Below are 13,182 nucleotides of genomic sequence, written 5' to 3'. Positions count from 1 at the left end.
GATTCTGAGTCGGATTTCCCGCCCCTCCGGGAGACTCGCTCCGGCGCACGAGGCGGCCGGTTTCCCGTCGAGGTGGAGCCGTAAACGTACTGGAGCGGGGCGCCTCGATGCAAATCGAGGGACCCCGCTCCGGGTTCACGCCTGAGCCGGCGTCAAACCTCCACGACGACCGGGAGGATCATCGGCCTGCGGCGGTAGTTGTCCGAGACCCACTTGCCCAGGGTCCGGCGGACCAGTTGCTGCAGCTGGTGCGGCTCGACGACCCCGTCTTGGGCCGAGCGCTCCAGCACCTCGGTGATCTTCGGGAGGACATCCACGAAGGCCGAGTCCTCGATGCCGGAACCGCGCGCCTGGACGTGCGGCCCACCGGTGATCTTGCCGGTGGAGGAGTCGATGACGACGAAGACGGAGATGATGCCTTCCTCGCCGAGGATCTTGCGGTCCTTCAGCGCGGGCTCTCCGACGTCGCCCACCGACAGCCCGTCGACGTAGACGTAACCCGCCTGGACCTTGCCGGAGATCTTGGCCCGGCCCTGGACCAGGTCGACGGTCACGCCGTCCTCGGCGATGACGATGTGGTCGTGCGGGACGCCGGTGAGGGCGCCCAGCTCGGCGTTGGCGCGCAGGTGTCGCCATTCGCCGTGCACCGGCATCAGGTTCTTCGGGCGGCAGATGTTGTAGAAGTACAGCAGCTCACCCGCGGAGGCGTGGCCGGAGACATGGACCTTGGCGTTGCCCTTGTGGACGACGTTGGCGCCCCAGCGGGTCAGGCCGTTGATCACGCGGTAGACCGCGTTCTCGTTGCCTGGGATCAGCGAGGACGCCAGGATCACCGTGTCGCCGTCGACGATGCGGATCTGGTGGTCCCGGTTGGCCATCCGCGACAGGGCGGCCATGGGCTCGCCCTGGGAGCCGGTGCACACCAGCACGACCTCATGGTCGGGCAGGTCGTCGAGGGTCTTCACGTCCACGACCAGGCCCGGGGGGACCTTCAGATAACCGAGGTCGCGCGCGATGCCCATGTTGCGGACCATGGAGCGGCCGACGAAGGCGACCCGGCGGCCGTACTCGTGAGCGGCGTCGAGGATCTGCTGGATGCGGTGCACGTGGCTGGCGAAGCTCGCCACGATGATCCGCTTGCGGGCGCCGGCGAAGACCTGCCGCAGGACGTTGGAGATGTCCCGCTCGTGCGGGGTGAAGCCGGGGACCTCGGCGTTCGTGGAGTCGGTGAGCAGGAGGTCGATGCCCTCCTCGCTCAGCCGCGCGAAGGCGTGCAGGTCCGTGAGGCGGTTGTCCAGCGGGAGCTGGTCCATCTTGAAGTCGCCGGTGTGGACGACCATGCCCGCCGGGGTGCGGATGGCGACGGCCAGCGCGTCCGGGATGGAGTGGTTGACCGCGATGAACTCGCAGTCGAAGGGGCCGAGGCGCTCGCGGTTCCCCTCCTCCACCTCCAGGGTGTAGGGGCGGATGCGGTGCTCCTGCAGCTTGGCCTCGATGAGGGCGAGGGTCAGCTTGGAGCCGATGAGCGGGATGTCCGGCTTCTCGCGCAGGAGGAAGGGGACACCGCCGATGTGGTCCTCGTGGCCGTGCGTGAGGACGATGCCCTCGATGTCGTCGAGGCGGTCCCTGATGGACGAGAAGTCCGGCAGGATCAGGTCGATTCCGGGCTGCTCCTCCTCCGGGAAGAGCACTCCGCAGTCGACGATCAGCAGGCGGCCGCCGTACTCGAAGACCGTCATGTTGCGGCCGATCTCGCCGAGGCCGCCGAGCGGGGTGACCCGCAGGCCCCCCTCGGGGAGCGGCGGGGGCGGGCCGAGTTCAGGATGCGGATGACTCAAAAGACTCTCCTCACCACGCGCGCCACGTACCGGTCGGGCACGTGGCGCGCGTGACGTTCGTGCATAAGCAGTTGTCGTTGTCGTTTCGCAGGCACCGGTGGCCTGCTTATTCAGTTGTGGAGCTCAGGTGCGCGGGGCGGTGGCGCGGCCGCGCGAAGTCTGTTGTCAGAGCTGTACCCCGCCGGCGGCAAGATCGATCTTGAGCTGCTCGATCTCCTCGGGCGAACACTCCACCATGGGCGCGCGCAGCGGTCCGGCGGGCAGTCCCTGGAGGGCGAGTGCGGCCTTGGTGGTCATCACGCCCTGGGTGCGGAACATGCCGGTGTAGACCGGGAGCAGCTTCTGGTGGATCTCGGTGGCCTTGACGACGTCACCGGAGACGTACGCGTCCACGAGCGCGCGCAGGTCGGGGGTGACGACGTGGCCGACGACCGAGACGAAGCCGACCGCGCCGACGGAGAGCAGCGGCAGGTTGAGCATGTCGTCGCCGGAGTACCAGGCGAGGCCGGAGCGGGCGATGGCCCAGCTGGCGCGGCCGAGGTCGCCCTTGGCGTCCTTGTTGGCGACGATCCGCGGGTGCTCGGCGAGCCGGACGAGCGTCTCCGTGTTGATCGGGACGCCGCTGCGGCCGGGGATGTCGTAGAGCATGACCGGCAGCTCGGCGGCGTCGGCGACGGCCTTGAAGTGCCGGTACAGGCCCTCCTGCGGGGGCTTGTTGTAGTACGGCGTGACGACGAGCAGGCCGTGGGCGCCGGTCTTCTCGGCGGCACGGGCCAGCTCGATGCTGTGGTGGGTGTCGTTGGTGCCGACCCCGGCCACCACGTGGGCCCGGTCGCCGACCGCCTCCAGGACCGCCCGTACGAGATCCGCTTTCTCCGCGTCGCTGGTGGTGGGGGACTCGCCGGTGGTGCCGTTGATGATCAGGCCGTCGTTGCCTGCGTCCACCAGGTGCGTGGCGAGCCGCTGCGCGCCGTCGAGGTCGAGTGCGCCGTCCGCCGTGAAGGGCGTGACCATGGCGGTGAGGACCCGCCCGAAGGGGGTCTGCGGAGTGGAGGTCGGAGCCATGGGTTACACGCTACTCGTTGCTCACCACGTGGTCTGCCCTCGGGGGTCCGGGCAAGTCAGGACAAAAGGGGAGCCCGGCACTGCCTGCTCGGGGGTTCAAGCAGTGCCGGGTCCGTTTGATCAGGCTAGATGAACTTCTCCAAACGCCGCAATACGGACACTTCGCAAGGCTGAACCGTACATCTGTACCGGGCGGGAGAACGGGGGTGCGTTACGGCGCCACACGTCCGTTCGCATTGAAGGCGGCGTAGGTGAGGGGCATGAGCCTGGCCCACTCCGCCTCCATCTTCTCGCCGACCATCTCGATCTCCCGCTGCGGGAAGGACGGCACCTTCGCCAGCTCGTGCTGGGTGCGCAGGCCGAGGAAGTGCATCAGCGAGCGGGCGTTGCAGGTGGCGTACATGGTGGAGAACAGACCGACCGGAAGCACGGCACGGGCGACCTCGCGGGCCACGCCGGCGGCGAGCATCTCGCGGTACGTCCGGTACGCCTGGCGGTACGACTCCTCCATGGAGTCGCTCATCACCTTGTGCTGCTCGGGGGTGCCCTCGACGAACTGGTACTTGCCCGGGCGGCCCTCCTGGACCAGCTTGCGGGAGGCGTCGGGGACGTAGAAGACCGGCTGGAGCTCCCGGTAGCGGCCCGACTCCTCGTTGTACGACCAGCCGACGCGGTGCCGCATGAACTCGCGGAACACGAAGATGGGGGCGCTGATGAAGAACGTCATGGAGTTGTGCTCGAACGGGCTGCCGTGGCGGTCCCGCATCAGGTAGTTGATCAGGCCCTTGGAGCGCTCCGGGTCCTTCTGGAGCTCGTCCAGGGACTGCTCCCCCACCGTGGAGACGCGGGCGGCGAACAGTACGTCGGAGTCGGCCGCGCTGTGTTTCACCAGCTCCACAGTCACATCGCTGCGGAACTCGATCTTGAAGTCGTCCTCGGGGATCACGGTGTTGGAGGGCCTTTCCCGTCTCGTCGTCTGGCGACGCCACTCTACCCAGTGGGGCGTTTGGTGCCGCCCGGCAAGAAGTCGGCGAAACGGGGCACCATCGACGGGGTTCGTTCGTCTTTACGGATGACAATGATCCGTTCTGTCCCCGAAGGGAGACCCACCCCCGATGTCCGGTCGGCGTGAACCCGTCCCGTTCGCCTTTCTCGCCCAGGCAGACAGGTTCCGCAGTAATGTCACTCCCCCGCCGCGCCAGCGCGCGTCCGCCGGTCAGCTGGCCGGGCGGCTGCTGCTGGGCTTCACCATCGTCGCCGCGCTGGTCGGCTCGCTGGTCCTGGGCATACCGGCGCTGAGCCTGGACCACTCCGCCACCTCTCCCCAGCAGTCGCAGGCCTCCCAGGGCCGCTGACGCGTCGGGCCGCCCCGATGCTGGAGAGCCGGGGCACAGCCGGATAGCCTCACCGGGCACAGCAGATGCCGGGATCGAGTGAGGACCAGCCGTGCCCCTGCCCTTCCTGACGGCCGACCGCGCCTTCGACACCGAGGCAGCCGACGACCTCGCGCTGCCCCACGACGACCGGGACCGCTGGCGGCGCCCCTACCGGCCCGGCCCCTGGCGGGTGGCCGCGGGCGCTCTGTGGCTGCTGCTGGCCTCGTACGTGCTGTGCGCCGGCGTGATCATCGCGCTGGCGGGCACGTTGGGCGGGGCCGCGGTCGCGTTCGGGGTCGCGGTGGCGATCATCGCCGGTGCGTTGCGGTTGCTGCGGGTCGGTGTGTGGGTGAGTGCGCGTGGGCTGCGGCAGGTGGGCTTCTTCGTCACGCGGACGGTGCCGTGGGAGCGTGTTTTGAGCGTGCGGACTGTGCAGCAGCCGGTGCGGTGGTTGGGGTTGCCGCGGGCTGTGCAGGGGCAGGCGCTCGTGCTTGTCCGGGGCGACCGTGCCGAGGGGGTGCCGCCGCTGTTGACCACGCACAACGCGGACTTTCTTGGCCGCGAGGAGGCGTTCGATCGCGCCGCCGATGCGGTGGAGGCGTGGGCTGCGGAGTTCGGGCGGGGCGGGCTCGGCTGAGATGTACGCCCTGCTGTTGCGGGCCGGGTGGGGTTTTTGGCACTGCTCGCTGTGAGGTGCCGCTGCGCCCACCCGTGCCGCCCCAGCGGCACGACTGCCCGCGGCTAAGTGGGTATGGCTACACAGGTACCTTGCCGTCGTGCAGGGCTATTGCCCTTTGCATTGCCTTGCGGGCTCGGGGGGTGTCCCGGGCGTCGTGGTAGGCCACGGCCAGGCGGAACCAGCAGCGCCAGTCGCCCGGGGCGGCCTCCGTCTCGGCCTTGCGCTTGGCGAAGACCTCGTCCGCCGAGTCGCGGTCGATGCGGCCGCTGGGCAGGCGTTTCAGCTCGTCGACCGGCAGGCCGCCCTCGGCCTCCAGCTTCTCGGCGAGGGCGTTGGCCTTGCGGACGAACTGGGTGTTCTTCCACAGGAACCACAGGCCGATCACCGGCAGGATCAGCACCGCGACCCCGAAGGTCACGGTCAGGAGCGTGCCGGACTCGATGAGCATGACGCCGCGGCTGCCGACCAGGACGAAGTAGAAGACCAGGACGGCGGCCGTGACGAGGTAGGTGATCTTCGCGCGCATGGGGTCAGGTGCTCAGTTCAGGTCCAGGAAGTGTTCCAGGCCGAAGGTCAGGCCCGGGGTGCTCACCACGCGGCGTGCGCCGAGCAGGATGCCCGGCATGAAGCTGCTGTGGTGGAGGGAGTCGTGGCGGATGGTGAGGGTCTCGCCCTCGCCGCCGAGCAGGACCTCCTGGTGGGCCAGCAGGCCGCGCAGCCGGACCGCGTGCACCGGCACGCCGTCGACGTTGGCGCCGCGGGCGCCGTCCAGGGCCGTGACCGTGGCGTCCGGTGCCGGGGCGGAGCCGGCCTTGGCGCGGGCCTCGGCGATGAGCTGGGCGGTGCGGGTGGCGGTGCCGGAGGGGGCGTCCACCTTGTTCGGGTGGTGCAGCTCGACGACCTCGACGGACTCGAAATAGGGCGCAGCGATCTGCGCGAACTTCATCGTCAGCACCGCGCCGATGGAGAAGTTCGGGGCGATGAGCACGCCCGTCTCCGGGGACTGGGCCAGCCAGCCCTTCAGCTGCGCGAGGCGCTCCTCGGTCCAGCCCGTCGTACCGACGACGGCGTGGATGCCGTGCCGGACGCAGAAGTCCAGGTTGCCCATGACCGAGGCCGGGGTGGTCAGCTCGACCGCGACCTGGGCGCCGGTCTCCGCCAGCGTCTCCAGCTTGTCGCCGCGGCCGAGGGCGGCCACCAGCTCCATGTCCTCGGCGGCCTCTACCGCCTTGACCGCCTCGGCCCCGATCCGGCCCTTGGCACCGAGGACCGCCACGCGCAGCTTGCTCATCTGTTGCTTCCTTAACGGAGGTGACTTACGCGACCGCGTCGTGCAGTCGCGCGGCCTGCTTGTCCTTCAGCGGGCCGATGACCGACAGCGACGGGCGCCGGCCCAGGATGTCGCGGGCGACGGAGCGGACCTCGTCCGGGGTCACCGCCGCTATCCGGGCCAGCATGTCGTCGACGGACATCTGCTCGCCCCAGCACAGCTCACTCTTGCCGATGCGGTTCATGAGCGCACCCGTGTCTTCCAGACCGAGCACGGTGGAGCCGCGGAGCTGGCCGATGGCCCGCTCGATCTCGTCGTCGGACAGGCCGTGCTCGGCGACGTGGTCCAGCTCGTCGCGGCAGATCCGCAGCACGTCGTGCACCTGGGAGGGCCGGCAGCCGGCGTACACGCCGAACAGGCCGCAGTCGGCGAAGCCGGAGGTGTACGAGTACACGCTGTAGGCCAGGCCGCGCTTCTCGCGGACCTCCTGGAACAGGCGGGAGGACATGCCGCCGCCGAGGGCGGTGTTGAGCACGCCCAGCGCCCAGCGGCGGTCGTCGGTGCGGGCGAGGCCCGGCATGCCGAGGACGACGTGCGCCTGCTCGGTCTTGCGGTTGAGCAGGTCGACCTTGCCGGCGGCGCGGATGGTGCGGCTGCCCTGGCGCGGGCCGACCGGCTGGGCATCGTCGCTCTTGAACGCGCCGGCCTTCTCGAAGGCGGCGCGGACCTGCCGTACGACCTTGTTGTGGTCGATGTTGCCGGCACAGGCGACGACCAGGTGCGTGGGGTCGTAGTGCTTCTTGTAGAAGCGGCGGATGCGGTCGGCGGTGAGGGCGTTGACCGTGTCGACCGTGCCGAGGACGGGCCGGCCGAGGGGGTTGTCGCCGAACATCGTGTGCGCGAACAGGTCGTGCACACAGTCGCCGGGGTCGTCCTCGGTCATCGCGATCTCTTCGAGGATCGCGCCGCGCTCGACGTCGACGTCCTCCTCCAGGATCAGCGAGCCGGTCAGCATGTCGCAGACCACGTCGATGGCGAGCGGCAGGTCGGTGTCGAGCACACGCGCGTAGTAGCACGTGTACTCCTTGGCCGTGAACGCGTTCATCTCGCCGCCGACGGCGTCCAGGGCGGAGGAGATGTCCAGAGCACTGCGCCGTGAGGTTCCCTTGAAGAGCAGGTGCTCCAGGTAGTGCGTGGCGCCGTTCAGGGCCGGGGTCTCGTCGCGCGAGCCGACGTGCGCCCAGATGCCGAAGGTGGCGGAGCGGACCGAGGGCAGGGTCTCGGTGACGATGCGCAGGCCGCCCGGGAGGGTGGTCCGGCGAACCGTGCCGATGCCGTTCTCGCCCTTGATGAGGGTTTGGGTACGGGCGACGGCCCGCGCCTCCGAGGAGGTGCGGGCCGTCGCCTTGAAGCCACGGGACGTCACTGGTCGGCGTCGTCCTTGTTCTCGTCGTTGCCTTCCTCGCCCTCGATCACGGGAACGAGGGAGAGCTTGCCGCGGGAGTCGATCTCGGCGATCTCGACCTGGACCTTCTGGCCCACACCGAGGACGTCCTCGACGTTCTCCACGCGCTTGCCGCCGGCCAGCTTGCGGATCTGCGAGATGTGCAGCAGACCGTCCTTGCCGGGCAGCAGGGAGACGAACGCACCGAAGGTGGTGGTCTTGACGACCGTACCCAGGTAGCGCTCGCCGACCTCGGGCATCGTCGGGTTGGCGATGCCGTTGATCGTGGCGCGGGCGGCCTCCGCCGAGGGACCGTCGGCGGCACCGATGTAGATGGTGCCGTCGTCCTCGATGGTGATCTCGGCGCCCGTGTCCTCCTGGATCTGGTTGATCATCTTGCCCTTGGGGCCGATGACCTCGCCGATCTTGTCGACCGGGATCTTGACGGTGATGATCCGCGGGGCGTGCGGGCTCATCTCGTCGGGCCGGTCGATGGCCTCCATCATCACGTCGAGGATGTGCAGGCGGGCGTCGCGGGCCTGCTTGAGGGCCGCGGCCAGGACGGAGGCGGGGATGCCGTCCAGCTTGGTGTCGAGCTGGAGGGCGGTCACGAACTCCTTGGTGCCGGCGACCTTGAAGTCCATGTCGCCGAAGGCGTCCTCCGCACCGAGGATGTCGGTGAGGGTGACGTAGTGCGTCTCGCCCTCGATCTCCTGGGAGATCAGGCCCATGGCGATACCGGCGACCGGGGCCTTCAGCGGCACACCGGCGTTCAGCAGCGACATGGTGGAGGCGCAGACCGAACCCATGGACGTCGAGCCGTTGGAGCCGAGGGCCTCGGACACCTGGCGGATCGCGTACGGGAACTCCTCGCGCGTCGGCAGCACCGGCACCAGGGCGCGCTCGGCGAGGGCGCCGTGGCCGATCTCGCGGCGCTTCGGGGAGCCGACGCGGCCGGTCTCACCGGTGGAGTACGGCGGGAAGTTGTAGTTGTGCATGTAGCGCTTGCGGGTCACCGGGGAGAGGGTGTCCAGCTGCTGCTCCATGCGGAGCATGTTCAGGGTGGTGACGCCCAGGATCTGGGTCTCGCCACGCTCGAACAGCGCCGAGCCGTGCACCCGCGGGATCGCCTCGACCTCGGCGGCGAGGGTACGGATGTCCGTCACCCCACGGCCGTCGATGCGCTTCTTCTCCTTGATCACGCGCTCGCGGACCAGCTGCTTGGTCAGCGCGCGGTACGCGGCGGAGATCTCCTTCTCGCGGCCCTCGAACTCCGGCAGGAGCTTCTCGGCGGCCAGGCCCTTGACGCGGTCCAGCTCGGCCTCGCGCTCCTGCTTGCCGGCGATGGTGAGCGCCTGGGCGAGCTCGGGCTTGACGGCGGCGGTCAGCGCCTCCAGCACGTCGTCCTGGTAGTCCAGGAAGATCGGGAACTCGGCGACCGGCTTGGCGGCCTTGGACGCCAGGTCCGACTGGGCCTTGCAGAGCACCTTGATGAAGGGCTTCGCGGCCTCCAGGCCGGCGGCGACGATCTCCTCGGTCGGCGCCTCGGCGCCGCCCTCGACCAGCGTGATGGTCTTCTCGGTGGCCTCGGCCTCGACCATCATGATCGCGACGTCGCCGTCCTCCAGGACGCGGCCGGCGACGACCATGTCGAAGACGGCGTCCTCAAGCTCGGTGTGCGTCGGGAAGGCCACCCACTGGCCGCGGATCAGCGCGACGCGGACGCCGCCGATCGGGCCGGAGAAGGGCAGACCGGCCAGCTGCGTGGACGCGGACGCGGCGTTGATCGCCACGACGTCGTACAGGTGGTCGGGGTTGAGCGCCATGACCGTGCAGACGACCTGGATCTCGTTGCGCAGGCCCTTCTTGAAGGACGGGCGCAGCGGGCGGTCGATGAGGCGGCAGGTGAGGATCGCGTCCTCGGAGGGCCGGCCCTCACGGCGGAAGAAGCTGCCGGGGATCTTGCCGGCGGCGTACATCCGCTCCTCGACGTCCACCGTCAGCGGGAAGAAGTCGAGCTGGTCCTTGGGGTTCTTGGAGGCGGTGGTGGCCGACAGCACCATGGTGTCGTCGTCCAGGTACGCCACGGCGGAGCCGGCGGCCTGCTTGGCCAGGCGGCCCGTCTCGAAGCGGATGGTGCGGGTGCCGAAGGCGCCGTTGTCGATGACGGCCTCGGCGTAGTGGGTCTCGTTCTCCACTAGCGTTTTCTCCTCGTCCTCGTCCCTCCTCGCCCGTGTGGCGGGGGGACGGTGGCGGAGAAGCGCTCCGTGCGGTGCGGGCCGGTCTTCGATCGAAGCACCCGGGGTTCGCTGCCCCGGGGGCCACTACCGAGGACCGGCGGCGGCGTGGTGCGCTTCTCCTCTTCGTCGTACGTGACCAGCCCCTACCCAGCTCGGGTGGGCCGTATCACGCGGTGTCGTACGTATTGCGTTGTGCTACCACACTACAAAGGGGCAGTGACAGTGCGCACGTACAGCAAAGGGAGCGGTCCCCTTTTCCCAGGGAACCGCTCCCTTCACGGCGTCTTACTTGGCACCCGCAGCACCGCGGCGGATGCCGAGGCGGTCGACCAGCGTACGGAAGCGCTGGATGTCCTTCTTGGCGAGGTACTGCAGCAGGCGGCGGCGCTGACCGACCAGGATCAGCAGACCACGGCGGGAGTGGTGGTCGTGCTTGTGGGTCTTGAGGTGCTCGGTCAGGTCCGAGATCCGGCGGGACAGAAGCGCGACCTGGACCTCGGGGGAGCCGGTGTCACCCTCCTTGGTACCGAACTCGGCGATGATCTGCTTCTTCGTAGCGGCGTCGAGCGACACGCGTACTCCTCAATACTTGTGTGATGCCACCGAGTGCCCCCGGTCTACGTCTCGGGGGAGCTTCCACAACTCGGGAGGCGGGGATCCGCTGGGCGCGGCCTCCAGGGCCTGCGAGGGCTTCCGGGGGTGCGTACACATACGGCCGTCACTCAGGGTACCAGGCCTGAGCAGGCGCCTTCCGCCAGGTTCCGGAACGGCCCGGACGGGCGGTGTGCGGCCACTAGGGTGAGTGCACTGATCGTTCCGAACCTCGTGGAACTTCGAAGAAGGGGTCGCTGGGGCATGGCGGAGTCGGCGGAGTCGGCAGCGGAGATCAAGGCACGCAAGGAGCGCGAGCGGGACGAGCTGTACGCGCTCGACATCTCGGGCGTCGAGTGGCACAGCGCGCCGGGCACCGAGGGGGCACGAGGAGCGGGTCGAGATCGCCTACCTCCCGGGCGGAGCCGTGGCCATGCGCTCGTCCCTCGACCCGGACACCGTGCTGCGGTACACGGAGGCGGAGTGGCGTGCCTTCGTGCTGGGCGCGCGGGACGGGGAGTTCGATCTGGAGCCGGCGCGTGAGGGGGGCGCGGCGGACGCCGGTTGACGTCGGCGCCGGTTGTCGTAGGCGCCGGGGACGCCGACGCCGGGACGGCCGGATGATGGGGCGGCACGTGTGTGTGCCGCCCCTTCGTCTTTCCGCTTGTCTTTCCGTTTGTCTTTCCGTTCCTTTCAGGTGCCGTGTGCGTGGGGCGAGTTGGGCGGTTTCTGACCAAAAGGCGTCTGTATACGGCGATTTCGCTCGGGCGGACGGGTCTGACGAGGTGGGGTACCTGGTGATTAGGCTGGGACCGGCGCGACATCAGAACCCGTTGACCGGGCGTCTGCGTCACAGGGGGAGGGCCGCTGAACGGACGACCTCGTATGACTTCGGACCACTCGAACGACAAGTAATGGTCGCCTCGGCACGGCTTGAGGGTGCTCGACCACACCAGGAGGAACTGTGAGCAGCGATCGGGACGGGATCCGCGGGGGCTGGGCCACGCCCGGCGACGACCAGCCCGACGCGGAGTCCGCCATCGAGACGACGGGCGAGTTCACCATCGACTACGCGCCGCCTGCCTGGTACACGCAGAACGCGTCCGGGGGGCCGGAGAGCGGGAACGCGGGGTCCGGGTCCGGGGCGGGTGCGTCCGGGTCCGGTTCCGGTTCCGGTGCGGCTGGTTCCGGTTCCGGTTCGGGTACGGCTGGTTCCGGCTCCGGTTCGGCGGGGGCCGGTGCGCCTGGTGGGCCCGGTGGGCCCGCGGCGGTTCCGCAGGTGCCGCTGCCCGGGCTGACGCCGCCTCCGCACGCGGCCGGTGGGTCCGGCTCGTCGTTCGCTCCGCCTCCGCCGCCCGCGCCGGGTGCGCCGTTCACTCCGCCCGCGCCGGCACCGGCGCCGGGGGCGCCCTTCACTCCGCCCGCGCCGCCCGCGCCGCCCGCGCCGGGGACCGCGTACACGCCGCCTCCTCCGCCGCCGACCGGCAGCCCGGTCGCGGTGCCGAAGCTTCCGGTGGGGAGCGGGTTCGAGCCGCAGCGGCCGCAGCCGGCGGAGGGTTCGCCGCAGCCGGCGGCTCCGCAGCAGCCGACGGCGCCGGCGGCCGACCCGGCGTCTCCGACGGCGGTGCCGAACATCCCCGTGCCCGGGTTCCAGGGACAGTGGGGGGCGTCGACGGCTCCTTCGACGCCCGGTTCCGCTGAGGCCCCTGCCTCTGCCGGCGATGGGGACGCCGAGTCCGGTGGCGGGGACATCGAGAGCGGCGCCACGATGCGGTTCTCGGCGGTCGCACTGAAGCGGCAGATCGACGAGCGGGCCGCGGCTGCCGAGGCCGAGGCCGGCTCCGCTGTGGAGGAAGAGGACGAGGACCGCGAAGAGGTTCGCGCCGACGCGGGTGCGGACGAGGACGCGGTGGCCGGCGACTCGGCGACGAGCCCGGACGACGACCGTGACGCGGCCGAGCCGGACGCGGAGGCCGACGAGGACGTCACCGGCGACACGGCGGCCGAGCAGGCCGAGCCCGATGTGGATGCGGATGCTTCCGCAGCCGAGGAGACCCGGGACGACGTACCGGCCGAGGACGCGGACGAGACCGAGGGCCAGGCGGAGGCTCCCGCCCCGGGGGCGGACTCCGACGAGGACGCCGATGCGGTGAGCGGTACGGAGGCCGGCGCGGCCGAGTCCGGTGACTCCCCCGTCTGCCGCCGCCGAGCACGAGGACGTGTCCGCGGTCGCGGTCGCGCAGAAGGCCGAGGCTGAGCCTGCCGACGCCGCACCCACGGCCGAGGAGCCTGCCGACTCCGCACCCCCGGCCGAGGAGTCGGCCGACACCGCACCGGCCGCCGACGTGCCGGCCGAGCCGCAGGACGCGGTACCGGCTGCCGCCCAGGAGCCGCAGGACGCCGCGCCGGCCGCGTGGACTCCCCCGCCGGCGCCGCAGCCCGGAATGCCCCCGCTGCCGCCGTCGTACCAGCCCGCCGCGCCCACCCCGGCAGCGCAGTGGCCTGCCCAGCCGCAGCCTGGCGCCGCCGCTCCACAGCCGCAGCCGAGCGCCGCGCAGGAGCAGCCGCCGTTCCAGCCGCAGGCACCGCAGCCCGCGCCGGCCGGCTGGAACACGCCCGCGGCACCGCAGCCCGGTCAGCCGTACCAGCCCGCCCCCGCACCCAACCCGCCCGCCGGGT

General features: G+C 70.4%; 11 protein-coding genes and 3 pseudogenes. 6 read left to right on the top strand and 8 right to left on the bottom strand.

Annotation, left to right across the window (positions count from 1 at the left end; genetic code table 11):
• Positions 1 to 152: 152 nt before the first annotated feature.
• The 3 genes from C3489_RS36780 to thyX form a co-directional block, all read right to left on the bottom strand.
• Entirely contained in the window at positions 153 to 1,838 is a 1,686-nt protein-coding gene (locus C3489_RS36780; RefSeq protein ID WP_103786490.1) for a ribonuclease J, read from the bottom strand.
• Positions 1,839 to 2,003: 165 nt separating this feature from the next.
• Positions 2,004 to 2,903 (bottom strand): 4-hydroxy-tetrahydrodipicolinate synthase, encoded by a 900-nt coding sequence (gene dapA, locus C3489_RS36775; protein WP_103786489.1) that lies wholly within the window; start codon positions 2,901 to 2,903, stop codon positions 2,004 to 2,006.
• A gap of 211 nt (positions 2,904 to 3,114) precedes the next feature.
• Positions 3,115 to 3,849, bottom strand: coding sequence for an FAD-dependent thymidylate synthase (gene thyX, locus C3489_RS36770; protein WP_103786488.1), 735 nt, complete (start codon positions 3,847 to 3,849; stop codon positions 3,115 to 3,117).
• Between the two features lie 169 nt (positions 3,850 to 4,018).
• Between thyX and C3489_RS36765 the strand changes: the two genes are divergently transcribed.
• Complete coding sequence (locus C3489_RS36765; RefSeq protein ID WP_103786487.1) at positions 4,019 to 4,258, top strand: hypothetical protein; 240 nt, start codon at positions 4,019 to 4,021, stop codon at positions 4,256 to 4,258.
• Positions 4,259 to 4,349: 91 nt separating this feature from the next.
• Entirely contained in the window at positions 4,350 to 4,916 is a 567-nt protein-coding gene (locus C3489_RS36760) for a hypothetical protein (protein ID WP_103786486.1), read from the top strand.
• 118 nt (positions 4,917 to 5,034) lie between these two features.
• Here the strand turns inward: C3489_RS36760 and C3489_RS36755 are convergent, their stop codons facing one another.
• The 5 genes from C3489_RS36755 to rpsO form a co-directional block, all read right to left on the bottom strand.
• On the bottom strand, positions 5,035 to 5,484 hold the full coding sequence (locus tag C3489_RS36755) for a tetratricopeptide repeat protein (protein WP_103786485.1): 450 nt from the start codon (positions 5,482 to 5,484) through the stop codon (positions 5,035 to 5,037).
• 12 nt (positions 5,485 to 5,496) lie between these two features.
• Positions 5,497 to 6,249, bottom strand: a complete 753-nt coding sequence (gene dapB, locus C3489_RS36750) for a 4-hydroxy-tetrahydrodipicolinate reductase (protein WP_103786484.1) — start codon at positions 6,247 to 6,249, stop codon at positions 5,497 to 5,499.
• A 25-nt stretch (positions 6,250 to 6,274) separates the two neighbouring features.
• Positions 6,275 to 7,654: a pitrilysin family protein gene (locus tag C3489_RS36745; RefSeq protein ID WP_103786483.1), complete on the bottom strand. Its 1,380-nt coding sequence runs from the start codon at positions 7,652 to 7,654 to the stop codon at positions 6,275 to 6,277.
• Entirely contained in the window at positions 7,651 to 9,870 is a 2,220-nt protein-coding gene (locus C3489_RS36740; RefSeq protein WP_103786482.1) for a polyribonucleotide nucleotidyltransferase, read from the bottom strand. Before C3489_RS36740 ends, C3489_RS36745 begins: the two co-directional genes overlap by 4 nt.
• A 327-nt stretch (positions 9,871 to 10,197) precedes the next feature.
• Positions 10,198 to 10,485, bottom strand: a complete 288-nt coding sequence (gene rpsO, locus C3489_RS36735) for a 30S ribosomal protein S15 (protein ID WP_030619140.1) — start codon at positions 10,483 to 10,485, stop codon at positions 10,198 to 10,200.
• 282 nt (positions 10,486 to 10,767) lie between these two features.
• On the opposite strand from rpsO, the pseudogene C3489_RS36730 reads away from it, so the two are divergent.
• The 4 genes and pseudogenes from C3489_RS36730 to C3489_RS36720 form a co-directional block, all read left to right on the top strand.
• Positions 10,768 to 11,071 (top strand): annotated as a pseudogene (locus tag C3489_RS36730) (DUF397 domain-containing protein).
• 396 nt (positions 11,072 to 11,467) lie between these two features.
• Positions 11,468 to 11,596 (top strand): annotated as a pseudogene (locus C3489_RS40110) (SCO5717 family growth-regulating ATPase); the annotation flags it as partial.
• A gap of 675 nt (positions 11,597 to 12,271) precedes the next feature.
• The gene (locus C3489_RS38920) at positions 12,272 to 12,760 is read left to right on the top strand and encodes a hypothetical protein (protein ID WP_181139993.1); all 489 of its coding nucleotides are present in this window, start codon (positions 12,272 to 12,274) and stop codon (positions 12,758 to 12,760) included.
• A pseudogene (locus C3489_RS36720) lies at positions 12,723 to 13,182 on the top strand (topoisomerase II); the annotation flags it as partial. The gene C3489_RS38920 and the pseudogene C3489_RS36720, both read left to right, overlap by 38 nt.

It is taken from the genome of Streptomyces sp. Ru71 (assembly GCF_002920535.1).
Lineage (GTDB): Bacteria > Actinomycetota > Actinomycetes > Streptomycetales > Streptomycetaceae > Streptomyces.
This window is presented reverse-complemented; position numbering and strand designations above follow the sequence as displayed.

Coding starts and splice junctions, on each gene's coding strand:
- C3489_RS38920 (WP_181139993.1), top strand. CDS start 12,272: ATGCGGTTCTCGGCGGTCGCACTGAAGCGGCAGATCGACGAGCGGGCC.
- C3489_RS36755 (WP_103786485.1), bottom strand. CDS start 5,484: ATGCGCGCGAAGATCACCTACCTCGTCACGGCCGCCGTCCTGGTCTTC.
- C3489_RS36765 (WP_103786487.1), top strand. CDS start 4,019: ATGTCCGGTCGGCGTGAACCCGTCCCGTTCGCCTTTCTCGCCCAGGCA.
- dapA (WP_103786489.1), bottom strand. CDS start 2,903: ATGGCTCCGACCTCCACTCCGCAGACCCCCTTCGGGCGGGTCCTCACC.
- dapB (WP_103786484.1), bottom strand. CDS start 6,249: ATGAGCAAGCTGCGCGTGGCGGTCCTCGGTGCCAAGGGCCGGATCGGG.